Source organism: Mycobacterium sp. pR1184, from assembly GCF_041287235.1.
Classification (GTDB): Bacteria; Actinomycetota; Actinomycetes; order Mycobacteriales; family Mycobacteriaceae; genus Mycobacterium.
Window position 1 is genome coordinate 16582 of record NZ_JBGGKR010000018.1, and the last position, 22455, is coordinate 39036.

Consider the following 22455-nt stretch of genomic DNA (forward strand, 5'->3'; position numbering starts at 1 on the left):
AACGCGCCGCCCTTGCCCAATCCGATCCCTCGTGGAGTTCTCCAATGTCTGTGTCTGTCGCCAGTTCCGTTGCGTTGCGCCCACCGGCCGTCGCGTCGCCCTCCGCCGGGCCCACGCGGCTGCGGGTTCCCGACCTGCTGCACGCCACCGATCGAGCCGCCGACGATGTGCTCAGCGGCCGCTGCGACCACCTGCTGCCCGACGGCGGCGTACCGCACTCGCGGCGCTGGTTCACCCGCATCCACGGCGACGACGAACTCGACGTCTGGCTGATCAGCTGGGTTCCCGGCCACCCCACCGAACTGCACGACCACGGTGGGTCACTGGGAGCGCTGACAGTGGTGTCCGGATCACTCAACGAATTCCGTTGGGACGGAACGAATTTACGGCGGCGCCGGCTCGATGCCGGCGATCAGGCCGGCTTTCCGCTGGGCTGGGTGCACGACGTGGTGTGGGCGCCCAGGCCTGTCGCGCGCCCGCTGCCCGGGGCCGGCGCCGGAATCCAGCGACCGGTCGCACCGACGCTGAGCGTGCACGCGTACTCACCGCCGCTGAGCGCGATGTCGTACTACGAGGTCACCAGGAACAACAGGCTGCGCCGTCAGCGCACCGAACTGACCGACCAACCGGAGGGGACGCAATGAGCCGTATCGACGTGGTCTTGAGATCCGCCCGACGCCGTTTTCGGCGGCTTTCAGCCGCCGAGGTGCCCGATGCGCTGCGGCGCGGGGCGGTGCTCGTCGACATCCGGCCGCAGGCGCAGCGATTCCGCGAGGGCGAGGTTCCCGGCGCGTTGGTGATCGAACGCAATGTCCTGGAATGGCGTTGCGACCCGACCAGTGACTCCCGCCTGCCCGAAGCCGTCGGCGACGACGTCGAGTGGGTGATCCTGTGTTCGGAGGGCTACACCTCCAGCCTGGCGGCGGCCGCGCTGCTCGACATCGGCCTGCACCGGGCCACCGATGTCGTCGGCGGCTACCACGCGCTGGCCGGCGCCGGTGTGCTCGCCGAATTAGCCGGCGATCCGGTCAGTCCGGACGTGCTGGCGAACGCCGGGGCGCCCGCTCGCCGCTGGCTCTAATCGTTGGCGTGCAACAGCGGTCGCAGCCGCTCGGTCTTCTCCGGCGTCCATCCGGGCGGTGACAACACCGCGGCCCAGCCGTTGGCGACGTCGGCGACGTAGCGATGGCCGTGACCGTCGGGCACGTCCACGGCGACGGCCATATCCGCCGACACCTGCAGGAAGGTCACCACCGGGATCCACCGTGTTTGCGGCAACACGTCATAGCCGCGCCCTTCGCGTAGCCAATCCGGTTCGCTGAACAACAGATCCGGCGTCCACCACGCGATCGGGTCGGACGCGTGCTGCAAATACACCACCCGCGGTGCGTCCCACGGATCCTTGGGACGATCCAGATTGCCTGGGCGAGCGACGAATCGGACGTTGTGGCCGTCGTTGTAAATGGGCAGCCACTCCGGTGAGCCGGCGTCGCGGGTGGCGGTCAGGTCGGTCCAGATGGTGTTGTTGAACGTCGGGCCGCTGAACAGCGCGCCGTCGGTGCGGGCCAGCACGTTGTTGAGGCTCATGAACGGCGCCTCACCGCCGAACGAGCCCAGGCTTTCACCGAACACCACGAGCTTGGGGCGGTGTCCCTCGGGCAGCTGACGGATCAGCCTGTCTACGGCCTCGAACAATGCCTGGCCGGCGTGCCGGGCATTCTCCTTGTCCACCAGAAACGACAGCCAGCTCGGCAAGAACGAGTACTGCATGCTGACGATCGCGGAGTTGCCGTTGTACATGTACTCCAGTGCCGAGGCCTCGGCCTCGTTGATCCAGCCGGTGCCGGTAGTCGTTGCGACCGCGACGATCTGGCGTTGTAAGCCGCCTTCGCGCTGCAGTTCACGGGCCGCCAGTTCGGCGGTCGCGGTGATGCCGTCGGCCGAATTCAGGCCGGCGTAGGCGCGGATCGGTTCGGTGGCCGGGGCTGCGTTGAAGCGGGTCAGTTCGTCGAGTTTGGGACCGCCCTCGACGAAGATGCGGCCCTCGCGGCCCAACGACTCCCACGACACCAGCGATTGCGGGCCGCCCGATCGCAACGGGCTTTTCGGCGCCGCGGTCGCGGGACTCATCTCATTGTTGGTCGCGGCGAACGTGTTGTTCATGGTGCGCATCGCGGACTTGAGCACGACGCCGTTGAGCAGCGTGATCGTCAACGTCACCAGCATGGCCACCACAATGGTCACCGACAGGCGAAACGGTGCGACCCGGTCCAGTTGTCCCACAAGGAAACTGACCAGAATGCGGATGGCCTGGCCGATTTCGACGACGGTGAACAGCACGATGACGGACAGGACCGCGGCGATCGGGTAGTCGTACCAGTGCAGATGTGCGATACCCATCAGATCGCGCACGTCGTCCTGCCATACGTGGAACCAGATCGCCATCAGCACCTGGCCCACCACCGCGACCGGGATCAACACCTTCCACGCCCATCGCGGTGGCGGTGGGCTGTAGTTCTTGGTGCGCATGTAGCGCACCAGCCAGACCGAAAAGACGCCCAGCCCATAACCGATGGCGCCGGAGAAGCCGCTGACCAACGCCTGAAAAATCGCGCCGCGGGGCAGCAGCGACGGCGTCAGCGAGAACCAGATGAAGATAAGGCCGACCGCGGTGCCGGTAAACGTGTAGTGGCGCACCCAAAACGGCTTGGTCGCGATGTCGGCCAGCTCGTCGGTGCTTTCCGGCTCGGCTTCGGGTTCGGGTTCGGTGGCGACGCTTGTCGCTGCGGCGTCTCGTGGGCCCGAGAGTTCGTCTGCGCCGGCCGTTGATCCGTCGTCGGCGGCGGTCGCAGAACCTGGCTCGCTCACGAGAGCATCTTAGCGATGCGTGAAGTTGGGATCCCGCTTCTCGACGAACGCCGTCATGCCCTCGGACTGGTCGTCGGTCGCGAAGGTGGAATGGAACAGCCTGCGTTCGTAGAGAAGTCCCTCGGCAAGGGTGGACTCGAAGGCACGGTTGACGGCTTCCTTGGCCATTCGCGACGCCGACAGCGACATCTGGGAAATCGTGGTGGCGACGGCCTTGGCCTCGCTCATCAGGTCGTCGGCCGGTACCACCCGCGACACCAGACCGCTGCGTTCGGCTTCTTCGGCGCCGATGGTGCGACCGGTCAGGATCAGGTCCATCGCCTTGGCCTTGCCGATCGCGCGGGTAAGACGCTGCGAACCGCCCATGCCCGGCAGCACACCGAGTTTGATCTCGGGCTGGCCGAATTTCGCGTTGTCGGCCGCGATCAGCAGATCGCACATCATCGCCAGCTCGCAGCCGCCGCCGAGCGCGTATCCGGCCACCGCGGCGATCGTCGGCGTGCGCACGGCGGACAGCTTGCCCCAGGTGGCAAAGAAGTCCGAGCCGAACGCGTCGGCGAAGCTCAGCCCGGCCATCTCCTTGATGTCGGCACCCGCGGCGAAGGCCTTGCCGCCCGCGCCCGTGATGATGATCGCGCCGATGCCCGGATCGTTGTCGAATTCTGTTGCTGCGCTGGTGACTTCGATCATCACCTGGCTGTTGAGCGCGTTGAGCGCCTTCGGCCGGTTCAGCGTGATGGTCCCGACCCGCTCGTCGCGCTCGACCAGGATGGTCTCGTAGTTTTTGGGGGTTGTCTCGCTCATCCAAATCGCCTTTCTAGAAAGTCAAGTCGTCATCGACCGGCGCGAAATACGCCTCGATGTCGGCCGCGGAGACCGCCGCGAGGTCCGGCGGCGACCACTTCGGATTGCGATCCTTGTCGATGATCTGTGCCCGAATGCCTTCCACCAGATCATGGGAGCGCGCCGACGCCGACGACACTCGATAGTCCTGGACCAGAACATCTTCCAGCGTCTGGATTTTCGCCGCCCGGCGCACCGCCTCCAGGGTCACCGACACCGCGATGGGGGATCGGGTACCGATCAGATTCGCGGCGTCGCGCGCCGGCCCGGCGTCATGACGGCGCAGCGCCGCGAGGATGTCCTCCACGGTATCGCCGGCAAAACATTCGTCGATCCAATCGCGTTGCGCGACAAGCTCACTCGGTGGCGGCGGGGTGGCATGGGCGGCCAGTGCGCTCTCGACGCTCTCGTCGACGATCGCCTGGCGAAACGCCTCGAGTTGGTCGTGCGGGACATAGTGATCGGCGAAGCCGAGCGCTATCGCGTCGGCTCCGGAAAACGGTGCGCCGGTCAGCGCGGCGTACAGCCCGAGGGCGCCGGGCGCCCGGGACAGCAGAAACACCCCGCCGACGTCGGGGATGAAGCCGATGCCCACCTCCGGCATTGCCACCTTTGAGGTTTCGGTGACCACGCGAACGCTGCCGTGGGCGCTGACGCCGACCCCGCCGCCCATCACGATGCCGTCCATCAACGCCACGTACGGCTTGGCGAACCGGCCGATCTGACCGTTCAGCAGATACTCGTCGCGCCAGAATTTCCGTACCTCGACGCCGTCCTTGCGGGCGCTGTGATAGACCGCGACCACGTCGCCGCCGGCGCACAACCCGCGCTCGCCGGCCCCGGACAACACCACCGCGCGCACCGCATCGTCGTTTTCCCACCGCGCCAACAGGGGGCTCAACACGTCGACCATCGTCTGATTGAGCGAGTTGATTGCCTTGGGCCGGTTGAGCGTGATCAGGCCGACGCCATTGTCGACACGGGCCAAAATCTCGTCGGATTGCTCGGTCGCGCCTTCGGTCACTGGGCAGCCTCTCAGTCCGTATCCGGGTCGGAATCTGTGCCCAGGGTGTCGCCGCGATGACTACCGGGCCTTGACCAGCAATCTAGATCGTGACAAGCGACGCGATGCCCGCGGGTAAGGATTATGTTTGAGCTTGGCGACAGGCACCGGGCTCGGATATACGCTGAACACACCAGTTCCGCTGGGAACCTGGGACGGCGACTGATCGTTGAGCAAGTGTTCGCACGACGCGAAGCCATAAGTCTTAAGAGAGGATCCGACGGTGCGGGAGACCAGCAACCCGGTATTTCGTTCGCTGCCCAAGCAGAGCGGCGGATATGCGCAATTCGGCACTGGCGCGGCCCAGATGCAGCAGGGGTACTACCAAGCCGACCCCTACACGGCTCCGTACCAGGAGGCCAAGGCCACCCGCCCGGTGACCATCGACGACGTCGTCACCAAGACCGGCATCACGCTCGGCGTGCTGACCGTCTCGGCGATCGTCTCCTACTTCCTGGTGAGCAACAACCTCGCCCTGGCGATGCCGCTGACCCTGATCGGCGCGCTGGGCGGTTTCGTGCTTGTGATGATCGCGACGTTCGGCCGCAAGCAGGACAACCCGGGGATCGTGCTCAGCTACGCCGTCCTCGAGGGCCTGTTCCTCGGCGCGGTCTCGTTTGTCTTCGCCAACTTCCAGGTGTCGCACGTCAACGCGGGCGCGCTGATCGGTGAGGCGGTACTGGGCACCTTCGGGGTGTTCTTCGGCATGCTCGTCGTCTACAAGACCGGCGCCATCCGGGTGACCCCGAAATTCACCCGCTGGGTGGTCGGCGCGATGTTCGGTGCGCTGGCCCTGATGATCGGCAACCTGGTGCTCGGCATGTTCGGTGTCGGTGGCGGAGCGGGTCTGGGTCTGCGCAGCGGTGGGCCGCTGGCGATCCTGTTCTCGCTGGTCGTGATCGGCATTGCCGCGTTCAGCTTCCTGATCGACTTCGACGCGGCCGACCAGATGATCCGCGCCGGAGCCCCCGAGAAGGCGGCGTGGGGCATCGCGCTCGGCCTGACCGTGACGCTGGTCTGGCTGTACCTGGAGATCCTGCGTCTGCTCAGTTATCTGCAGAACGATTAGCTTCTCTCACCGGAAAGCCGGCTTGCCTTCGGGCGGGCCGGCTCTTTGCTGCGCTAAACCCGCTCGCTCTTCGTTGCGTTGAGGGTGCGACCACGTCGTCCTGGGCGCACATTCGGCGCCCAGGACGCACACTCGTCGCGGCAGACGAACTCGGCAGACGAGCTCGGCAAAGAGCTCGCAAAGAGCTAGCTGAGCCGCTCGATCACCATCGCCATGCCCTGGCCACCGCCAACGCACATGGTCTCCAGGCCGAACGTCTTGTCATAGGTCTGCAGGTTGTTGATCAGCGTGGCGGCGATCCGGGCGCCGGTCATGCCGAACGGGTGCCCCAGCGCGATCGCGCCGCCGGAGACATTCAGCTTGTCCTCGTCCATGCCCAACTCCCGGGCCGAGCCCAGCACCTGCACCGCGAAGGCCTCGTTGATCTCGTAAAGATCGATGTCGTTGATCGACATGCCGGCCCGAGCCAGCGCCTTCTTGGACGCCTCGATCGGGCCGAGCCCCATGATTTCCGGCGACAGGCCGCTGACGCCGGTGGACACGATGCGGGCCAGCGGGGTCAGGCCCAGCTCCTTGGCTTTGGTGTCGCTCATGATCACCAGCGCCGCCGCACCGTCGTTCAGCGGACAAGCGTTGCCCGCTGTCACCGTGCCGTTGGGCCGGAACACCGGCTTGAGCTCGCTGATCTTCTCGTAGGTGGTGCCCGGTCGCGGACCATCGTCGGTGCTCACCGTGGTGCCGTCGGGCAGTGTCACCGGCGAGATCTCCCGCTCGAAGAACCCGCTCTTGATCGCTTCCTCGGCGCGGTTCTGGCTGCGCACGCCCCAGTGGTCCTGGTCCTCGCGGCTCACGCCGGTCAGCAGTGCGACGTTCTCCGCCGTCTGCCCCATCGCGATATAGACGTCGGGCAGGCTGTCGTCGGCGCGCGGGTCGTGCCACTCGTCGGCGCCGTTGGCGGCGGCCGCGGAGCGCTCCTGCGCCTCGCTGAACAGTGCGTTCTTGGTGTCCGGCCACGAGTCGGCGCTGCCCTTGGCGAAGCGGGACACCGTCTCCACGCCCGCGGAGATGAACACGTCACCCTCGCCGGCCTTGATCGCGTGGAACGCCATCCGGCTGGTCTGCAGGGACGACGAGCAATACCGGTTGACGGTGGTGCCGGGCAGGAAGTCGTAGCCCAGTTCGACGGCAACCACGCGCGCCAGGTTGAATCCGGCCTCACCGCCGGGCTGGCCGCAGCCCAGGATCAGGTCGTCGATCTGATGCGGGTTGAGCGCGGGGACCTTGTCGAGTGCGGCGCGCACCATCTGGGCGGCCAGGTCGTCGGGCCGCATGTTGACCAGCGACCCCTTCATGGCCCGCCCGATCGGCGAGCGGGCGGCGGAGACGATGACGGCTTCGGGCATGACGGTTCCCTTCAAGATGCTTCGCTCGCGTGAAAACGGGTGGCACACCCAACCCGGCGGGCTAAAGCAAATCTAGTCGGTGCCGATTCGTCAGTTCGACGACGGGGCGGCCTCGCTGGGCGACGGGCGTCGCCACAGCCGCGACATGGCGCTCAGCGGGGTGTGGCCGCCGCTGACCATGGGTGTCTCGGCGCGCGCGGCCAAGTTGAGCACCGGGCCCTCGATCTCTTGGCCCAGCGCATCGCAGAGCGCCACCAGCAGCTGCGCGGCGGCCAGGGCGTACGCGGTCGGCGAGGGGTGGAAGCCGTCGGCGGAGAACATCAGTTCGGGAGTGGCCCGGAATTGGGGAGCCAGCAGGTGAGCCAGCGGCACCGGCACCCCGCCGGCGGATCGCACCGACGCCGTCTGTGCGCGGGCGAGCTGTCGGGTCCGCGCGTGCGCCAGCGATCGCAGCGGCTGGGGGATCGCGGAGATCACGCCAAGATCCGGGCAGGTGCCGACGATCACCACCGCGCCACGCGAACGCAGCTTGCGCACGGTCCGGCCCAGCCGTCGGGCAGACTGGCTGATCCCGTTCAGGGCGGTGACGTCGTTGGCGCCGATCATCATCACGGCCGCGTCCGGCGGTGACCCGGCGACGAACATCGCATCGACCTGCCCGCTGACGCCCTTGGAGGTCGCGCCGACAATGGCCTTGGTGCTCAACCGAATACGCTTACCGGTCTGCTCGGCGAGGCCGCGTGCGATCAGCACACCCGGCACTTCTTCGGCGCTCGCGCAGCCGTACCCGGTGGCGGTCGAGTCGCCGAAGATCATCAGGTGCATGTCCGCGGACATGCCACGCTGCCACCGCTGCACCGGCCCGCCGCCCGGGCTGTACACGCCGTCGGCGCGCGGCGGGATGTCCCAGGCCCGGGGGATCACCGTGCGCGCGTGGGTCGCCTGGCCGACCAGCAGGTTTCGCGCGCCCAGATAGGCCGTACCTGTCGAGGCGACTGCGCCCGCCGTGGCCAGGGCGATGGTCGAAAGACGCGGCACCCTCACGGTCACGGGATCATTTTAGATCGGCTGTCGTGTTTGCGCGGACGGCCGACAAACAAAGCGGTCACGTTGTGAATCAGATGTGGTATCAAATCAGACTCTTCAAACGTTCCTTTAAGAAATGCCTGCGAAGCTAAGTTTAACGGGTTGGCTGAACGACTCGGCGCACGATTTGAACTGGGCGCTCGGCTTGCTCGTCACATGCTGTATCGCACTACAAAGGCGTAGGAGTGTCGAGCATGACCGCACCCAGCAAGGTTTCCGGTGCACCCCGGAATGCCGCCCACCTTCGTGACCTGCTGAAGTCACGCAGGGCCGAGGCGCGCAAATTCGCTATCAGCGACGGCGCGCCGGTAGAGGTCCTCGAATCCGGCCCCAGCGTCCAGGGGCGAGTAGCCACACTGGCCTCGCGCGTGACGATCCGGCCGATTCTGACGGCCGGCAGCTATGCCCCCACGTTGCCGTGGCCGTGGGGTCTGATCGACCTCGCAGCCAGGGCATTGCTGCCGGTGTCGGCCACCGTGCGAAACACCGTGAAGTTGCCAAATGCGTCGGCACAATTGGTCCGCGCGCCAGGTGTGTTGCCCGCGGACGGCACCCGGCGGGTGGTGCTCTACTTCCACGGCGGCGCGTTCTTGACCTGCGGAGCAAACTCTCACGGCCGGGTGGTCGAATCGATCTCGAAGTTTGCCGACTCGCCCGTTCTGGTGGTCAACTACCGCCTGTTGCCCAAGCATTCGATCGGTATGGCCGTGCGGGACTGCCACGACGGCTACCGCTGGCTGCGGCGGCGCGGCTTCCAGCCCGATCAGATCGTTCTCGCCGGCGACTCCGCGGGCGGCTACCTCGCGCTGACGCTGGCGCAACGGCTGCAGGAGGAAGGCGAGGAGCCGGCGGCGCTGGTGGCGATCTCGCCACTGTTGCAACTGGCAAAGGAATTCAAGCAAACGCACCCCAATATCAAGATCGATGCGATGTTCGGGGTGAAGGCATTCGACGCGCTCGTCGAATTGGTTGCTAGCGCGGCGAGGAAGAACATCGTCGACGGCAAGGCCGAGGAGATCTACGAACCCCTCGACCACATCAAGCCCGGCCTTCCGCGCACGCTGATCCACGTGTCGGGATCCGAGGTGCTGCTGCACGACGCGCGGTTAGCGGCGAGCCGCCTTGCGGCCGCCGGGGTCCCGGCCGAGGTACGGGTCTGGCCCGGCCAGGTTCACGATTTCCAGCTGGCGGCGCCACTGGTGCCCGAGGCCGTTCGTTCGCTGCGCCAAATCGGGGAGTACATCCGCCAAGCCACCGGCTAGCCGTTCGGCCCCGCACGGCCGGCCCGGGCCCCCTGTTGCACCGAGAGCGGGTGTGCGCGGCCAGAAATCGCCTGAGACGATAAGCGCATGCGAATTGCGCAGCACATCAGTGACATCATCGGCGGCACGCCACTGGTTCGCCTGAACTCCGTCATCCCCGCCGGTGCTGGCACGGTTGCGGCAAAGGTCGAGTACCTCAACCCGGGTGGCAGCTCCAAGGACCGCATCGCGGTGAAGATGATCGACGCCGCCGAGTCCGCCGGTCTGCTCAAGCCGGGCGGCACGATCGTCGAACCCACCTCGGGCAACACCGGTGTCGGGCTGGCGCTGGTGGCCCAGCACCGCGGCTACAAGTGCGTGTTCGTCTGCCCCGACAAGGTCAGCGAGGACAAGCGCAACGTGCTGATCGCCTACGGCGCGGAGGTCGTGGTGTGCCCGACGGCGGTGCCGCCGGAGCACCCGGACAGCTACTACAGCGTCTCCGACCGGCTGGTCCGCGAGATCGACGGCGCCTGGAAGCCCGACCAATACGCCAACCCGCAGGGCCCGGCCAGCCACTACGCGACCACCGGTCCCGAGGTGTGGGCCGACACCGACGGCAGGGTCACCCACTTCGTCGCCGGCATCGGCACCGGAGGGACGATCACCGGGGCGGGCCGCTACCTCAAGGAGGTGTCGGCCGACCGGCCGGAAGGACCCGTGCGCATCATCGGCGCGGACCCTGAAGGGTCGGTGTATTCGGGCGGCACCGGCCGGCCCTATCTGGTGGAGGGCGTCGGAGAGGATTTCTGGCCCGCGGCGTATGACCCGACGGTCCCCGACCAGATCATCGCCGTATCCGACTCCGACTCGTTCGACATGACCAGGCGGCTGGCCCGGGAAGAAGCCATGCTGGTCGGCGGTTCGTGCGGGATGGCCGTGGTGGCCGCGGCAAAGGTGGCCGAGGAGGCCGGGCCCGACGCACTCGTCGTCGTGTTGCTTCCGGACGGCGGCCGCGGCTACATGTCGAAGATCTTCAACGACGCGTGGATGTCGTCGTACGGCTTCCTGCGCACCCGCCTTGACGGCTCGACCGAACAGCCCACCGTCGGCGACGTACTGCGCGGAAAGTCGGGTGCGCTGCCGGACTTGGTCCACACCCACCCGACCGAGACGGTGCGCGACGCCATCGGCATTCTGCGCGAGTACGGGGTGTCCCAAATGCCCGTGGTCGGCGCCGAGCCCCCGGTGATGGCCGGCGAGGTCGCCGGCAGCGTCTCGGAGCGCGAACTGCTTTCGGCCGTCTTCGAGGGCCGCGCCAAATTGGCCGACGCCGTCTCCCAGCACATGAGCCCGCCGTTGCCGATCATCGGTGCCGGCGAGCTGGTCAGCGCAGCCGGAAAGGCGCTGCGCGACTGGGATGCGCTGATGGTCGTCGAGGAAGGCAAACCCGTCGGGGTCATCACCCGATACGACCTGTTGGGCTTTCTGTCGGACGGACCGCGGGTACCGGCAGGGCGGCGTTAACGGCGCATGTCCGTCGCCTCCGCGACAGGTGGCTTCTCAGGTACTGTAATGCGGCTAGTTCAGCTAACCCGCAGTGGAAGGTTGCACCATGACCGATCAGCCGCCGCCCTCTTCGCCGCCTGAACCACCCGGTGGTTATGAACCGGCCTCTGGCGGGTATGAACCCGCTTCTTCCGCTCAGGGTGGTTCCGTCCCGCCACCGCCGCCGCCCGGCGGGGCCTACCCGCCACCGCCGCCGCCGTCTGGCGGGGGATACGCCCCGCCGCCGCCCGGACCGGCGATCCGCGCGTTGCCGACGGACTCGTACACGCCGTGGATCACCCGGGTGCTGGCGCTGCTGATCGACTACCTGCCGTATGCGATCGTGCAGGGCATCGGCACCGGGATCATGTACGCCACCCAGCAGTCGTCCTGCGTCACCGACATCACCCAGTACGACGTCAGCCAATACTGCGTAAGCCAGCCCTCGACGATCGGCCAGTTGGCGCAATGGTTGGCGACGCTGGCGGGCTTGGCGTATTGGCTCTGGAACCGGGGTTACCGCCAGGGCACCACCGGCTCGAGCCTGGGCAAGACCGTGATGAAGATCAAAGTGGTCAGCGAGACGACCGGAGCGCCGATCGGCTTCGGCATGTCCGTCGTGCGCGACCTCGCCCACTTCGTCGACGCCGTCATCTGCTTCATCGGATTCCTGTTTCCGCTGTGGGACGCCAAGCGGCAGACCATCGCCGACAAGATCCTGACGACCGTGGTGCTGCCGATCTGACGGGTCAGGCCGAGCCCATCCGCTGTTCCAGGCCGACCGCGTCGGCCAACTCATCGCGGTGACGCCGCAGGCGGGGATGCTCTTCGCCCAATTCGCCCATCAAATCCCACAGCGCGTCGGCGATCGCGTTGAGCTTGTGCTGCAGCGCGCGATCGCTGCGTGACTGCGTGTTCTGCAGCAACGCCACGAGCAGGAACGTGATGATCGTGGTGACGGTGTTGATCACGAGCTGCCAGGTGTCGATCGTCGGCAGCGCCCAGATGCTGGGCACCCACACGACGACCAGCAGCACACAGATAGCGAAAAACCAAGGTTTGGAAACCCACGTGCTGGTGGTGGTGGCAAAGCGATCGAACAGCGACAGCCTGGCATCGTCGCCGGACGGCATGTCGTTGGATGACTGGTTGGTCGCCGGGTGTCTGTCATCGGCCATTGCGGTCACTCTCCGAGCGGTTGGCGACGGTGCGGTGAACGACGACTACCCGGCCGGTGATTTGCATAACCGCACTCGGCACAATCCGTGGCGCTCATTAGGCTGAACGGCGATGACCGAAAACCCGAACGGACAGCACGCAATCAAGGGACTGGCCACCAAAGCCATTCACGCCGGCTACCGCCCGGATCCCGCGACCGGGGCGGTGAACGCTCCGATCTACGCCAGCAGCACGTTCGCCCAGGACGGCGTCGGCGGTCTGCGCGGCGGGTTCGAATACGCGCGTACCGGCAACCCGACCCGGGCCGCGCTGGAAGCCTCGCTGGCGGCCGTCGAAGGCGGTGCCTTTGGACGGGCGTTCAGCTCCGGCATGGCCGCCACCGACTGTGCCCTGCGCGCCATGCTGCGGCCCGGCGATCATCTGGTCATCCCAAATGACGCCTACGGCGGTACATTCCGCTTGATCGACAAGGTCTTCACGCAGTGGAACGTCGGATACACGCCGGCAGCGCTGTCGGACCTCGACGCCGTGGCGGCCGCGATCACGCCGCAGACCCGGCTGATTTGGGTGGAAACACCGACTAATCCGCTGCTGTCCGTCGCCGACATCGCGGCCATCGCCGACATCGGTAAGCAGCATTCGGCAAAAGTGTTGGTGGACAGCACCTTTGCTTCGCCGGCGCTGCAGCAGGCGTTGACACTGGGTGCCGACGTAGTGCTGCACTCGACGACCAAGTACATCGGTGGCCACTCCGATGTGGTGGGTGGCGCGTTGGTAACCAACGACAAGGCGCTCGACGACGCTTTCGGCTTTCTGCAGAACGGGGCCGGCGCGGTGCCGGGCCCGTTCGACGCCTACCTGACGATGCGCGGCCTCAAGACGTTGGTGCTGCGGATGCAGCGGCATAGCGAAAACGCTTTGGCCGTAGCGGAATTCCTCGCCGGGCACCCGTCGGTCAGCGAGGTGCTCTATCCGGGTCTGCCCACCCACCCCGGGCACGAGGTCGCCGCGCGGCAGATGTCGGGGTTCGGCGGCATGGTGTCGGTGCGTATGCGCGGTGGCCGGGCGGCGGCCGAAAAGCTCTGTGCCGCCACCGAAGTGTTCATCCTGGCCGAATCACTGGGTGGGGTCGAGTCTCTGATCGAGCACCCGAGCGCGATGACGCACGCGTCAACTGCCGGTTCGCAATTGGAAGTTCCCGATGACCTGGTTCGGCTGTCGGTGGGTATCGAGGATGTCAGCGACCTGCTGGCCGACCTCGAACAAGCCCTCGGCTAGTCGTGGTACGGCTCGGCGCTCACCAGCGTGACCTTGACGGTGTTGCCGTTGGGCACGGTGTAGCTGCGCGTCTCGCCGACCTTGGCGTCGATCAGGGCCTCGCCCAACGGCGACTTGGGTGAGTACACCTCGAGCTTGCCGTCCTTGACGCCCTCCTGGCGGGTCGCGATCAGGAAGGTCTCGGTGTCGGACTTGTCCCCGTCGTAGTAGACCTTGACCACCGAACCGGGCAGCGCGATGCCGGATTGCTTGGGCGCCTCGCCGACCTTGGCGTTGTTGAGCAGGTCCTGAAGCTGGCGAATGCGCGCCTCCTGCTGACCCTGCTCTTCGCGGGCGGCGTGGTAGCCGCCGTTCTCCCGCAGATCGCCTTCTTCGCGGCGGTCGTTGATTTCCGCGGCGATGACGGGACGATTCGCGATCAGCTGATCGAGCTCAGCCTTCAGCCGGTCATGTGATTCCTGGGTCAGCCAGGTCACCTGAGTGTCCGTCATCTTGTCGTGCTCCTCGTCGTATTTCTCCGCGTAACCGCGTGAGCTTCTGAACTCCGGTAAAGGGAGTGTCCGTGTCCCGCCCCGTGCTGCCGTGCCGTTGTGCTCACGGCCGCTAATGCAGCAATACACGGTCCCGGGAGGAACCGTGCATTCATCCATGTTACCACCGTGGAAACAGCCGATGACGTCATTTGAGCTCGCCTTTGTATCCGGTCAGGCTGCGCGCAGGTAGCCGGGCACGTCGGTGCCGCATCCGTAAATGTCCGCCATGGCCGGTGGTTGTGAGGATTTCACCGTCGTCGTGACTTGCACCGTGGCCTGCGCGGATGGGCCGACCAATACCTCGCGCCGGCCCGTCTCGCTGCCGTCCTTTGCGCGCACGCGCACGATGCAGTCCACCGGCCGCGACGGATCAGATCGCGTCACGCTGATCGTGACCGACGCCGTTTCGGGGTCGACCACCTGGTAACCGGCCAGCGAACCCGAGACGTCGCTGGTGCCCAGCCGTTGGTAGCCGACGACCGCGATGCCGATGCCGGCCGCGAGAACCAGCACACCCAGCGCGATCGCCACCCGGCGTCGCGAGACCGCAGACAGGCGCGCGCGCCCGTAGCGGGCCTCGGGGCGTGGAATGGAAGTCTGGGTCATGGCTGTTTCACGGGTGGGCTTATGTGCTGCCGGAGGACGGCCGACAGCACGCAACATCGGGAAACTGGAATTATAGGGTCCTTATAGGCTCGAAGGGAGACCAGCGGACCGACAAGGGGACACGTGAGCGAACTGCGGTTGATGGCGGTGCACGCACACCCCGACGACGAATCCAGCAAGGGTGCGGCCACACTCGCCCGGTATGCCGACGAGGGCCACCGCGTGCTGGTCGTGACGTTGACCGGTGGCGAGCGCGGCGAGATCCTCAATCCGGCGATGGACCTGCCTGACGTGCAGGAGCACATCGCCGAGATTCGCCGCGACGAAATGGCCAAGGCTGCCGAAATCCTCGGCGTCGAGCACACCTGGCTCGGCTTCGTCGATTCCGGTCTGCCCAAGGGCGATCCGCCGCCGCCGCTGCCCGACGGCTGCTTCGCGCTGGTGCCGTTAGCGGAGTCCGTCGAGGCGCTGGTGCGCGTCGTGCGCGAGTTCCGCCCACACGTGATCACTACGTACGACGAAAACGGCGGCTACCCGCATCCGGATCACATTGCCTGCCATCAGGTTTCGGTCGGCGCCTACGAAGCGGCCGGCGATCATGCCCGTTTCCCGGACGCCGGTGAGCCCTGGGCGGTGTCCAAGCTGTACTACGTCCACGGCTTCCTGCGCCAGCGGATGCAGCTGCTGCACGACGAGGCGATCAAGCACGGTCACGAACCCCCGTTCCAGAAGTGGCTCGAGCACTGGAAACCCGAGCACGATCCGTTCGAGTCCCGGGTGACCACCCGGGTGGAGTGCTCGGAATATTTCAGCCAGCGCGACGACGCGCTGCGCGCGCATGCCACCCAGATTGACCCGAAGGCGGACTTCTTCGCCGCCCCGATTGCCTGGCAGCAGCGGCTGTGGCCGACTGAGGAATTCGAGTTGGCGCGCTCCCGGGTGCCCATCCGTTTGCCCGAGGACGATCTGTTCAGCGGAATCGAGAATCACACGTGAGACACCTTTTGCTCACGGTGATCGCTGACGGGACACCGCAGCACACGGGGCCCGACTTCGGCAAGGCCAGTCCGATCGGCTTGCTGGTCGTCGTGCTGTTGTTGATCGCCACCTTGTTTCTGCTGCGTTCGATGAACAAGCAACTCAAGAAGGTGCCCGAGTCGTTCGACCCCAAGCATCCCGAGCCCGATCAGGCGGCCGACGAAGGCACCGACACGGTCGGGCCACCCCGCGACGAGGCCCCGGGGTCGGCGAACGGACGGGTGTCAGGGCCCGGCGATGAGCCCGGCTGAATCGTCCTCGGTCAACACTCTCGGGCTGGCTACCAGCCCTTATTTGCGTCAACACGCCGACAACCCGGTGCACTGGCAGCAGTGGACTCCCGAGGCGATGGAAGACGCCGCGCAACGCGATGTGCCGATCCTGCTGTCGATCGGCTACGCCGCGTGCCACTGGTGTCATGTGATGGCCCACGAATCGTTCTCCGACGACGAGGTGGCGGCCGCGATGAACGCGGACTTCGTCTGCGTCAAGGTCGACCGCGAGGAACGGCCGGACATCGATGCGGTCTACATGAACGCGACCGTCGCGCTCACCGGGCACGGCGGCTGGCCGATGACGTGTTTCCTGACCCCGGACGGGCGGCCCTTCTTCTGCGGCACCTATTACCCGAAAGATGGTTTTCTGCAACTTCTTTCGGCCGTCGCCGAAACGTGGCGGCAACGCCGCGGCGAGGTCGAGGAGGCATCCGACCACATCGCCGATGAGTTACGCAAGATGTCCGGGGCCCTGGTGGGGCTGCCCTCCGGTGGCCCGGACGTCGACCCGGCACTGTGCGATCACGCGGTCGCCGCGGTGCTGGGCGAGGCGGACATGGCGCACGGCGGGTTCGGCGGCGCGCCGAAGTTCCCGCCGTCGGCGGTGCTGGAAGCACTGCTGCGCCATTACGAGCGCACCGGATCGTCGTCGGCGCTGGAGGCCGTCGAACGCACCGGCAATGCGATGGCGCGCGGCGGCATCTACGACCAATTGGCCGGGGGATTTGCCCGCTACAGCGTCGACAATGCTTGGGTAGTACCGCATTTCGAGAAGATGTTGTATGACAACGCGCTGCTGTTGCGCGGCTACGCGCATTGGGCCCGACGCACCGGGGATCCGTTGGCCCGCCGGGTTACCGCGCAGACCGCGCGATTCCTGCTCGACGAATTGGCCGACGGCGACATGTTCACCTCGTCGCTGGACGCCGACGCCGACGGCCGCGAGGGGTCGACGTATGTCTGGACGCCGCAGCAGTTGACCGAGGTGCTCGGTCCCGACGACGGCCCCTGGGCCGCTGAGGTGTTCGCGGTCACCGAGTCCGGGACCTTCGAACACGGCACGTCGGTGCTGCAACTTCCCGGCGATCCCGACGATCCGCAACGCCTCGAACGTGTGCGGGTCGCGCTGCTGGCCGCGCGGCGCACCCGGATCCAGCCGGGACGCGACGACAAAGTCGTCACGTCGTGGAATGGCCTGGCGATCACCGCGCTGGCGGAGGCCAGTGTGGCCCTAGAAGATCCCGAGTTGGCCCGCGCGGCTCGGCGGTGCGCGACGGCGCTGCTGGATCTGCATGTGGTCGGCGGCCGGCTGCGGCGGGCCAGCCTCGGTGGGGTGGTCGGCGAGAGCGCCGCCATCCTGGAGGACCACGCGATGCTGGCCACCGGGCTGTTGGCGCTGTATCAGCTGACCGTCGAGGACGTCTGGCTGACGGCGGCATGCGAGTTGCTCGACACCGCGCTGGCGCATTTCGCCGATCCACAGCGACCCGGCCGCTGGTACGACACCGCCGACGATGCCGAACAGCTGATGCTGCGCCCGGCCGATCCGCTGGACGGGGCGACGCCGTCGGGCGCGTCGGCGATCACCGAGGCGCTGCTGACCGCGGCGCATCTGGTCGGCAGTGTGGACGCGCCGCGCTACCTGCGAGCGGCGACCGAGGCGCTGGCCGCGCACTCGGTACTGCTGGCCAAGGCCCCGCGGTCGGCCGGGCATTGGATCTCGGTCGCCGAAGCCGCGGTCCGGGGCCCGCTGCAGATCGCGATCGCGTGCCACTCGCCACGGTCACCCCTGCTGACCGACGCCCGCCGGCTCGCTCCCGGCGGGGCGATCGTGATGGGCGGAAAGATGGACACGTCGGCACTGCTGGTCGGCCGCGACCGGGTGCGCGGCGCCGACGCCGCCTACGTGTGCCGCGGTCGTCTGTGCGATCTGCCGGTGACCCGGCCGGCCGACCTGGCCGCCGCCCTCGCCGTGCCCGCGCGGTAGACCGCCGCGAGGCAAGACCGCCGCGAAACTGTATTCCGCTACCCGTTTCCCGAGTAACGCCGTCGCTAGTTGCAGTCTCGCGGGGATGGCTCAGAACACCACGAACCACATCGCGATGTAGTGGCAGATCGCCGCGACCGCGGTGCAGGCGTGGAAGAACTCGTGGTAGCCGAACGTCGACGGCCATGGGTCGGGCCAGCGTAGCGCGTAGAGAATGCCGCCGATGCTGTACAAGGCGCCGCCGACGAACAGCAGCACCATCGCGGCCACCCCGGCGTTGTGCAGGATTTCGCCGGTGTACCAGACCGCCACCCAGCCCAGCAGGATGTAGAGCGGCACCCCGACCCAGCGCGGTGCCGACGGCCACAGCATCTTCAGCAGGATCCCGGCCGCCGCGCCGCCCCACACGATCCAGAGCACCACGTGCCCGTCGTGCGGTGACAGCGCCAGCAACGCGAACGGCGTATAGCTACCCGCAATGAACACGAAGATCATCGAATGGTCGGCCCGCTTCATCCACTTCGTGGCGGTGGCCGACTTCCAGTGCACGCGGTGATACGTCGCGCTGACGGTGAACATGATGATGGTGGCGAAGGTGTAGAGCAGCGTCGCCAGCCCGGCCCGGGTGGAGCCCACCGCCCAGGACACCGCGACCAGCGATGCGCCCGCGAAGACCGCGGTGCCGGCGGAATAGACGTGGATCCAGCCGCGGAACCGTGGCTTGGTCAGCACCCGGGTGACGCCGTCGACGAGCTGCTGCGCGGCATTGGCAGCGTGTCCCTGCGATTCGGGCTGCGCCGGGGCGGCCGTGCTGGTCTCGGTCCTCATATCGGTCAACGTTAGCGTTCGCGGACGGAAGGCGATCTGTGACTTGCGCCGAGATCGCCGGAAATTCCGCTCCGGAATCGGCTGTCGCTCACAGTAGGGTGGATCCTCGTGGAGATCATTCCGCCGCGGCTCAAAGAGCCGTTGTATCGGGTGTACGAGCTGCGGCTGAAGCAGGAACTGGCCGGCTCGAAAGCCGAGCTACCGCGGCACATCGCGGTGTTGTGCGACGGCAACCGGCGATGGGCGCGCGACGCGGGATACGACGACGTCAGCTTCGGCTACCGGATGGGCGCGGCGAAGATCGCCGAGATGCTGCGATGGTGTCAGGAAGCCGGTGTGGAGATGACCACGGTCTATCTGCTGTCCACCGAAAACCTGCAACGCGATCCCGATGAGCTGGCCGGGCTGATCGAAGTCATCACTGACGTGGTCGAGGAGATCTGCGCGCCGGCCAACCGGTGGAGCGTGCGCACGGTCGGCGACCTGGAACTGCTCGGTGACGAGCCGGCCCGCCGGTTGCGCGACGCGGTCGAATCCACGCCCAGCGTCGCGCCGTTTCACGTCAACGTGGCCGTCGGCTACGGCGGGCGGCAGGAGATCGTCGGCGCGGTGCGCGCGTTGTTGAGCAAGAAACTCGCCAATGGCGCCACGGCCGAGGAGCTTGTCGAGGCGGTGACGGTCGACGCCATTTCCGAGAACCTCTACACCTCCGGGCAGCCCGACCCCGATCTGGTGATCCGCACCTCGGGCGAGCAACGGCTGTCGGGGTTTCTGCTATGGCAGAGCGCCTATTCGGAGATGTGGTTCTGCGAAACGCACTGGCCGGCGTTTCGTCGCGTCGACTTCCTGCGTGCGCTGCGCGACTACAGCCTGCGCAATCGCCGGTACGGCAAGTAGGCCTTAAGCCGCAGGTTGCCGACATGCCACACTGAGTAGATGGCTGCGCTGTCGGCGGTGGTGTTCACGCTGAGCGCCTGGCTGGGCCTGTATCTGGCGGCCCGCGATCCGCGCAAACCCGTCCTGGTGCTGGCGGCGACCGGGCTGTGCGGTTTCGCGCTTGTGGTGGCGCTGGACGCGGTGCGGACCGCCAGCCCCGCGTACGCACAGCTGCTCAGCCGCGTCGAGATCTACCTGGCGACCGTTCCCGGCGTGGCGTGGTTCGCGGTGCTCGTCGAGCTGTCCCGGCCCAGCGACGGCTGGCGGGCTCGCACCCGCGAGCTGCTGCTGGTGGCCGGGGTCGCCGCGCTGACCCTGTGCGGGGCAATGCTGGCCGGCAGCGTCGACGGGCCGCTGCGGCCGGGACACTGGCTGATGTTCGCGGTGATCTCGGTGTCGACCCTGGGCGCGATGGTTGTCGCGCTGCGCCGCCCGCGACGGCCGCGGCCGGCCGTGGGGCTGGCCATCACCGCGACTCTGTTCTTCGCGCTGGGCAACGCCATCCTGATCATTCCGCTGGGTCTGGTGCCCAGTTGGGTTGCGCTGGCGTCGACAAGCTGCGACGTCCTTGGGCTCGGGATCGCCGTCGCCCTGTGGGACGCGTTCGACGAAGGCCAGGCGTTGCGCGCCGACATGCTCCGCTCGTTCGCCGGTTCGGTGGCGGTGGCGGCGCTGTTCGGCGGCCAGGCGCTGATCGGGTTGGCGGTGACCCGCCACGATCCTGCCGCGCAGACCGCGCTGACCGTGCTGTTGTTCACCAGCGTGGCGGTGGCGATCACCGTGCAAGTGCTCGCCGATCCGCTGGCCGGGGTGCTCGACCGGCTGGCGTTCTCGAAATCGCCTGCGCTGCGGGCAGATCGGGCCGCGCTGCGGCACACCGGTGCGGCGCTGCCGCTGCGCCAGGAGCATCCGCTCGCGGACGTCGACGATGTCACGTTCGTCAGGCTCACCCGCCGCGCCCTGGGCCACTACGGCGACCTGAGCAAGCTGGTCGCGAGCCCGCTGACGGCGTTGCCGGTGATCGACGAGCGGCTGGCCGCCCGCGGCGCACCCGACCATCCGGTCGAGCGCGCCAACGAGCTCAAGGCCGTGCTCGCCGACGGCATTTCGCGGTTGAAGCCGCGTGATGGTGGCGATTTCGGAACCACCGAAGAGTGGCGGTACTACAACTCGCTGTATTTCCCGTACGTCGTCGGGGTGCGCGCCTACGCGCAGAACGCCACCGCCTCGGGCCTGGATCCGACCGCGCGACAGGCCTGGCACTGGTTCGTCACCGAGGTCCCGCAGCGTTCGCTGCACAACTGGCAAAACGCCGCGGCCCGGCTTATCGCCGCTGATCTACGCGGACGCATCGCCGTCCCCAGCGATTAGCTCGACGCCTCGCTGTCTGCCTGATCTGTACAGCCTGCTGCGTTTCCCGGATGACAACGCCGGTTGTTATGGCGACGTGCGCCATCTTCGGCTGGACTGGCAACGAATACGGGTAGGTACGGCCGGATGGCCGGGCCCATACCATTCCGAGTCTGCAAGGGGGACTTATGTTTTCGCCAACACTTCCGCCCGCCCAATTCGCGCGGGGTCTGGAATTCGCCCGCCATCACGTCGGTCAGCTCTACCAGCGCATGGTCCCGCCGCAGGTTGCGATGATGGAAATGATCACGAATGCCTGGGCCGCGCAGGCGATTACCGCTGCGGCCGATCTCGGCATCGCCGATGCGCTGGCCATGGGGCCGTTGAACGTCGACGAGTTGGCCGACGCAGTCGATGCGGATGCCGACACCGTCAGTCGTCTGCTGCGGGCGTTGATCTCACGTGGCATTTTCCGTCGTCGCCGCGACGGACGCTACGACCTCACCCCGCTCGCGGACACGCTGCGCACCGACAGTGACGGGTCGCTGCGCGCATTCGCGCGCTTCGTGGGATCACCCCAGCAACGCGAGCACTGGAGCCGCCTCACGCAATCGATTCGCACCGGCCGGGCCGTCATCCCGGAACTGCGCGGCAAGCCCGCCTTCGAATACATCGTGGGGGAGCCCGAACTCGACGCGATCTTCAACGACGCCATGACCGACCTCTCCGAACTTGAAATCCCGCCGGTGGTCGCGGGCTACGACTTCAGTCGTTTCGGGACAATCGTCGACGTCGCCGGCGGACATGGCCGGCTGCTCGCCGCGATCCTGAACGCCACACCACAAGCCCGGGGCATCCTGTTCGACCAACCACACGTCGTTTCGGGTGCCCCGGCATTGCTCGAGGAGCACGGTGTCGCGGACCGGGTCAAGCTGGTCGAAGGCTCTTTCTTCGAATCCGTCGCCGACGGTGGCGACGCCTACCTGCTCAAGCACATCATCCACGACTGGCCGGACGACGAGGCCGTACAGATTCTCAGCAACATCCGCAAAGCCGCCGGGGTTGGCAAGCAGGTCTTGATCCTGGAATTCGTGATGCCGCGACACGGCCGGGAATTCCCAGGCAACTGGCTGGATTTGGAGATGCACATCGCGGCGGGCGCTCGCGAGCGCACCGCTGGCCAATACGGTCGGCTGCTCAGCCGCGCCGGTTTCCGGCTCACCCGCGTCGTCGAAACGGCCTCATCGCTGAGCATCGTCGAAGCGGTCGCCGTGTAATCCCACATTCGCCGCCGAACACGGGAATACCTGGCGGTAATCCCTGG

At 67.0% G+C, this 22455-nt stretch carries 22 protein-coding genes; 13 read left to right on the top strand and 9 right to left on the bottom strand.

The features are described from left to right. Positions 1 to 44: 44 nt before the first annotated feature. Complete coding sequence (locus ACAG21_RS25365; RefSeq protein WP_370499021.1) at positions 45 to 644, top strand: cysteine dioxygenase; 600 nt, start codon at positions 45 to 47, stop codon at positions 642 to 644. Then, positions 641 to 1081, top strand: a complete 441-nt coding sequence (locus tag ACAG21_RS25370; RefSeq protein ID WP_370499022.1) for a rhodanese-like domain-containing protein — start codon at positions 641 to 643, stop codon at positions 1079 to 1081. Before ACAG21_RS25365 ends, ACAG21_RS25370 begins: the two co-directional genes overlap by 4 nt. On the opposite strand, the gene ACAG21_RS25375 is transcribed toward ACAG21_RS25370, so the two are convergent. The 3 genes from ACAG21_RS25375 to ACAG21_RS25385 form a co-directional block, all read right to left on the bottom strand. Then, a complete protein-coding gene (locus tag ACAG21_RS25375; RefSeq protein ID WP_370499118.1) occupies positions 1078 to 2727 on the bottom strand; it encodes an alpha/beta hydrolase in 1650 nt (549 codons plus the stop codon). The two genes, ACAG21_RS25370 and ACAG21_RS25375, sit on opposite strands and share 4 nt — an antisense overlap. A 150-nt stretch (positions 2728 to 2877) precedes the next feature. Then, positions 2878 to 3672, bottom strand: a complete 795-nt coding sequence (locus ACAG21_RS25380) for an enoyl-CoA hydratase (protein WP_370499023.1) — start codon at positions 3670 to 3672, stop codon at positions 2878 to 2880. A 13-nt stretch (positions 3673 to 3685) separates the two neighbouring features. Further along, the gene (locus tag ACAG21_RS25385; protein WP_370499024.1) at positions 3686 to 4735 is read right to left on the bottom strand and encodes an enoyl-CoA hydratase/isomerase family protein; all 1050 of its coding nucleotides are present in this window, start codon (positions 4733 to 4735) and stop codon (positions 3686 to 3688) included. Positions 4736 to 4997: 262 nt separating this feature from the next. On the opposite strand from ACAG21_RS25385, the gene ACAG21_RS25390 reads away from it, so the two are divergent. Continuing rightward, positions 4998 to 5843 carry a Bax inhibitor-1/YccA family protein gene (locus tag ACAG21_RS25390; protein ID WP_096289799.1) on the top strand — a complete coding sequence of 282 codons (846 nt, stop codon included), beginning with the start codon at positions 4998 to 5000 and terminating at the stop codon, positions 5841 to 5843. A 185-nt stretch (positions 5844 to 6028) separates the two neighbouring features. Here the strand turns inward: ACAG21_RS25390 and ACAG21_RS25395 are convergent, their stop codons facing one another. Together ACAG21_RS25395 and ACAG21_RS25400 are read right to left on the bottom strand one after the other, a co-directional pair. Then, positions 6029 to 7246: an acetyl-CoA C-acetyltransferase gene (locus ACAG21_RS25395; protein ID WP_370499025.1), complete on the bottom strand. Its 1218-nt coding sequence runs from the start codon at positions 7244 to 7246 to the stop codon at positions 6029 to 6031. A gap of 90 nt (positions 7247 to 7336) precedes the next feature. Next, the gene (locus ACAG21_RS25400) at positions 7337 to 8284 is read right to left on the bottom strand and encodes an SGNH/GDSL hydrolase family protein (RefSeq protein ID WP_096291331.1); all 948 of its coding nucleotides are present in this window, start codon (positions 8282 to 8284) and stop codon (positions 7337 to 7339) included. 242 nt (positions 8285 to 8526) lie between these two features. Here ACAG21_RS25400 and ACAG21_RS25405 point away from each other — a divergent pair, with 242 nt between their 5' ends. The 3 genes from ACAG21_RS25405 (at position 8527) to ACAG21_RS25415 (ending at position 11866) form a co-directional block, all read left to right on the top strand. After that, positions 8527 to 9594, top strand: a complete 1068-nt coding sequence (locus ACAG21_RS25405) for an alpha/beta hydrolase (protein WP_370499026.1) — start codon at positions 8527 to 8529, stop codon at positions 9592 to 9594. Between the two features lie 87 nt (positions 9595 to 9681). Beyond that, on the top strand, positions 9682 to 11100 hold the full coding sequence (locus ACAG21_RS25410) for a cystathionine beta-synthase (protein ID WP_370499027.1): 1419 nt from the start codon (positions 9682 to 9684) through the stop codon (positions 11098 to 11100). Positions 11101 to 11188: 88 nt separating this feature from the next. Then, a complete protein-coding gene (locus ACAG21_RS25415) occupies positions 11189 to 11866 on the top strand; it encodes an RDD family protein (protein WP_370499028.1) in 678 nt (225 codons plus the stop codon). A 4-nt stretch (positions 11867 to 11870) separates the two neighbouring features. Here the strand turns inward: ACAG21_RS25415 and ACAG21_RS25420 are convergent, their stop codons facing one another. Further along, complete coding sequence (locus ACAG21_RS25420; protein ID WP_370499029.1) at positions 11871 to 12299, bottom strand: low affinity iron permease family protein; 429 nt, start codon at positions 12297 to 12299, stop codon at positions 11871 to 11873. Between the two features lie 112 nt (positions 12300 to 12411). Between ACAG21_RS25420 and ACAG21_RS25425 the strand changes: the two genes are divergently transcribed. After that, the gene (locus ACAG21_RS25425; protein WP_370499030.1) at positions 12412 to 13578 is read left to right on the top strand and encodes a cystathionine gamma-synthase; all 1167 of its coding nucleotides are present in this window, start codon (positions 12412 to 12414) and stop codon (positions 13576 to 13578) included. Here the strand turns inward: ACAG21_RS25425 and greA are convergent. Both greA and ACAG21_RS25435 read right to left on the bottom strand, forming a co-directional pair. Beyond that, on the bottom strand, positions 13575 to 14069 hold the full coding sequence (gene greA, locus ACAG21_RS25430) for a transcription elongation factor GreA (protein WP_096289794.1): 495 nt from the start codon (positions 14067 to 14069) through the stop codon (positions 13575 to 13577). The genes ACAG21_RS25425 and greA overlap by 4 nt on opposite strands. Positions 14070 to 14282: 213 nt before the next feature. Continuing rightward, the gene (locus ACAG21_RS25435; RefSeq protein ID WP_370499031.1) at positions 14283 to 14717 is read right to left on the bottom strand and encodes a DUF4307 domain-containing protein; all 435 of its coding nucleotides are present in this window, start codon (positions 14715 to 14717) and stop codon (positions 14283 to 14285) included. Between the two features lie 123 nt (positions 14718 to 14840). On the opposite strand from ACAG21_RS25435, the gene mca reads away from it, so the two are divergent. From mca to ACAG21_RS25450, 3 genes are read left to right on the top strand one after another with little or no spacing between them, the layout of a single operon-like run. Continuing rightward, positions 14841 to 15713, top strand: a complete 873-nt coding sequence (mca, locus tag ACAG21_RS25440) for a mycothiol conjugate amidase Mca (RefSeq protein WP_370499032.1) — start codon at positions 14841 to 14843, stop codon at positions 15711 to 15713. Then, the gene (locus tag ACAG21_RS25445; protein ID WP_370499033.1) at positions 15710 to 16006 is read left to right on the top strand and encodes a hypothetical protein; all 297 of its coding nucleotides are present in this window, start codon (positions 15710 to 15712) and stop codon (positions 16004 to 16006) included. The genes mca and ACAG21_RS25445 overlap by 4 nt, the downstream gene beginning before the upstream one ends. Further along, positions 15993 to 18017 (top strand): thioredoxin domain-containing protein, encoded by a 2025-nt coding sequence (locus ACAG21_RS25450; protein ID WP_370499034.1) that lies wholly within the window; start codon positions 15993 to 15995, stop codon positions 18015 to 18017. Before ACAG21_RS25445 ends, ACAG21_RS25450 begins: the two co-directional genes overlap by 14 nt. A 90-nt stretch (positions 18018 to 18107) precedes the next feature. On the opposite strand, the gene ACAG21_RS25455 is transcribed toward ACAG21_RS25450, so the two are convergent. Next, entirely contained in the window at positions 18108 to 18845 is a 738-nt protein-coding gene (locus ACAG21_RS25455; protein ID WP_370499035.1) for a hemolysin III family protein, read from the bottom strand. Between the two features lie 108 nt (positions 18846 to 18953). On the opposite strand from ACAG21_RS25455, the gene ACAG21_RS25460 reads away from it, so the two are divergent. The 3 genes from ACAG21_RS25460 to ACAG21_RS25470 all read left to right on the top strand — a co-directional run bounded on the left by ACAG21_RS25460 (position 18954) and on the right by ACAG21_RS25470 (position 22408). After that, complete coding sequence (locus tag ACAG21_RS25460; protein ID WP_370499036.1) at positions 18954 to 19742, top strand: (2Z,6E)-farnesyl diphosphate synthase; 789 nt, start codon at positions 18954 to 18956, stop codon at positions 19740 to 19742. 39 nt (positions 19743 to 19781) lie between these two features. Further along, entirely contained in the window at positions 19782 to 21152 is a 1371-nt protein-coding gene (locus tag ACAG21_RS25465) for a hypothetical protein (protein ID WP_370499037.1), read from the top strand. 167 nt (positions 21153 to 21319) lie between these two features. Next, the gene (locus ACAG21_RS25470; protein WP_370499038.1) at positions 21320 to 22408 is read left to right on the top strand and encodes a methyltransferase; all 1089 of its coding nucleotides are present in this window, start codon (positions 21320 to 21322) and stop codon (positions 22406 to 22408) included. The last annotated feature ends 47 nt before the right edge of the window (positions 22409 to 22455 follow it).

Excerpts from the sequence above, each read along its gene's own strand:
- ACAG21_RS25370 (WP_370499022.1), top strand. The coding sequence starts at position 641 with ATGAGCCGTATCGACGTGGTCTTGAGATCCGCCCGACGCCGTTTTCGG.
- ACAG21_RS25465 (WP_370499037.1), top strand. The coding sequence starts at position 19,782 with ATGGCTGCGCTGTCGGCGGTGGTGTTCACGCTGAGCGCCTGGCTGGGC.
- ACAG21_RS25395 (WP_370499025.1), bottom strand. The coding sequence starts at position 7,246 with ATGCCCGAAGCCGTCATCGTCTCCGCCGCCCGCTCGCCGATCGGGCGG.
- ACAG21_RS25425 (WP_370499030.1), top strand. The coding sequence starts at position 12,412 with ATGACCGAAAACCCGAACGGACAGCACGCAATCAAGGGACTGGCCACC.
- ACAG21_RS25380 (WP_370499023.1), bottom strand. The coding sequence starts at position 3,672 with ATGAGCGAGACAACCCCCAAAAACTACGAGACCATCCTGGTCGAGCGC.
- ACAG21_RS25405 (WP_370499026.1), top strand. The coding sequence starts at position 8,527 with ATGACCGCACCCAGCAAGGTTTCCGGTGCACCCCGGAATGCCGCCCAC.
- ACAG21_RS25420 (WP_370499029.1), bottom strand. The coding sequence starts at position 12,299 with ATGGCCGATGACAGACACCCGGCGACCAACCAGTCATCCAACGACATG.
- ACAG21_RS25415 (WP_370499028.1), top strand. The coding sequence starts at position 11,189 with ATGACCGATCAGCCGCCGCCCTCTTCGCCGCCTGAACCACCCGGTGGT.
- ACAG21_RS25410 (WP_370499027.1), top strand. The coding sequence starts at position 9,682 with ATGCGAATTGCGCAGCACATCAGTGACATCATCGGCGGCACGCCACTG.
- ACAG21_RS25455 (WP_370499035.1), bottom strand. The coding sequence starts at position 18,845 with ATGAGGACCGAGACCAGCACGGCCGCCCCGGCGCAGCCCGAATCGCAG.
- ACAG21_RS25450 (WP_370499034.1), top strand. The coding sequence starts at position 15,993 with ATGAGCCCGGCTGAATCGTCCTCGGTCAACACTCTCGGGCTGGCTACC.
- greA (WP_096289794.1), bottom strand. The coding sequence starts at position 14,069 with ATGACGGACACTCAGGTGACCTGGCTGACCCAGGAATCACATGACCGG.
- ACAG21_RS25470 (WP_370499038.1), top strand. The coding sequence starts at position 21,320 with ATGTTTTCGCCAACACTTCCGCCCGCCCAATTCGCGCGGGGTCTGGAA.
- ACAG21_RS25365 (WP_370499021.1), top strand. The coding sequence starts at position 45 with ATGTCTGTGTCTGTCGCCAGTTCCGTTGCGTTGCGCCCACCGGCCGTC.
- ACAG21_RS25435 (WP_370499031.1), bottom strand. The coding sequence starts at position 14,717 with ATGACCCAGACTTCCATTCCACGCCCCGAGGCCCGCTACGGGCGCGCG.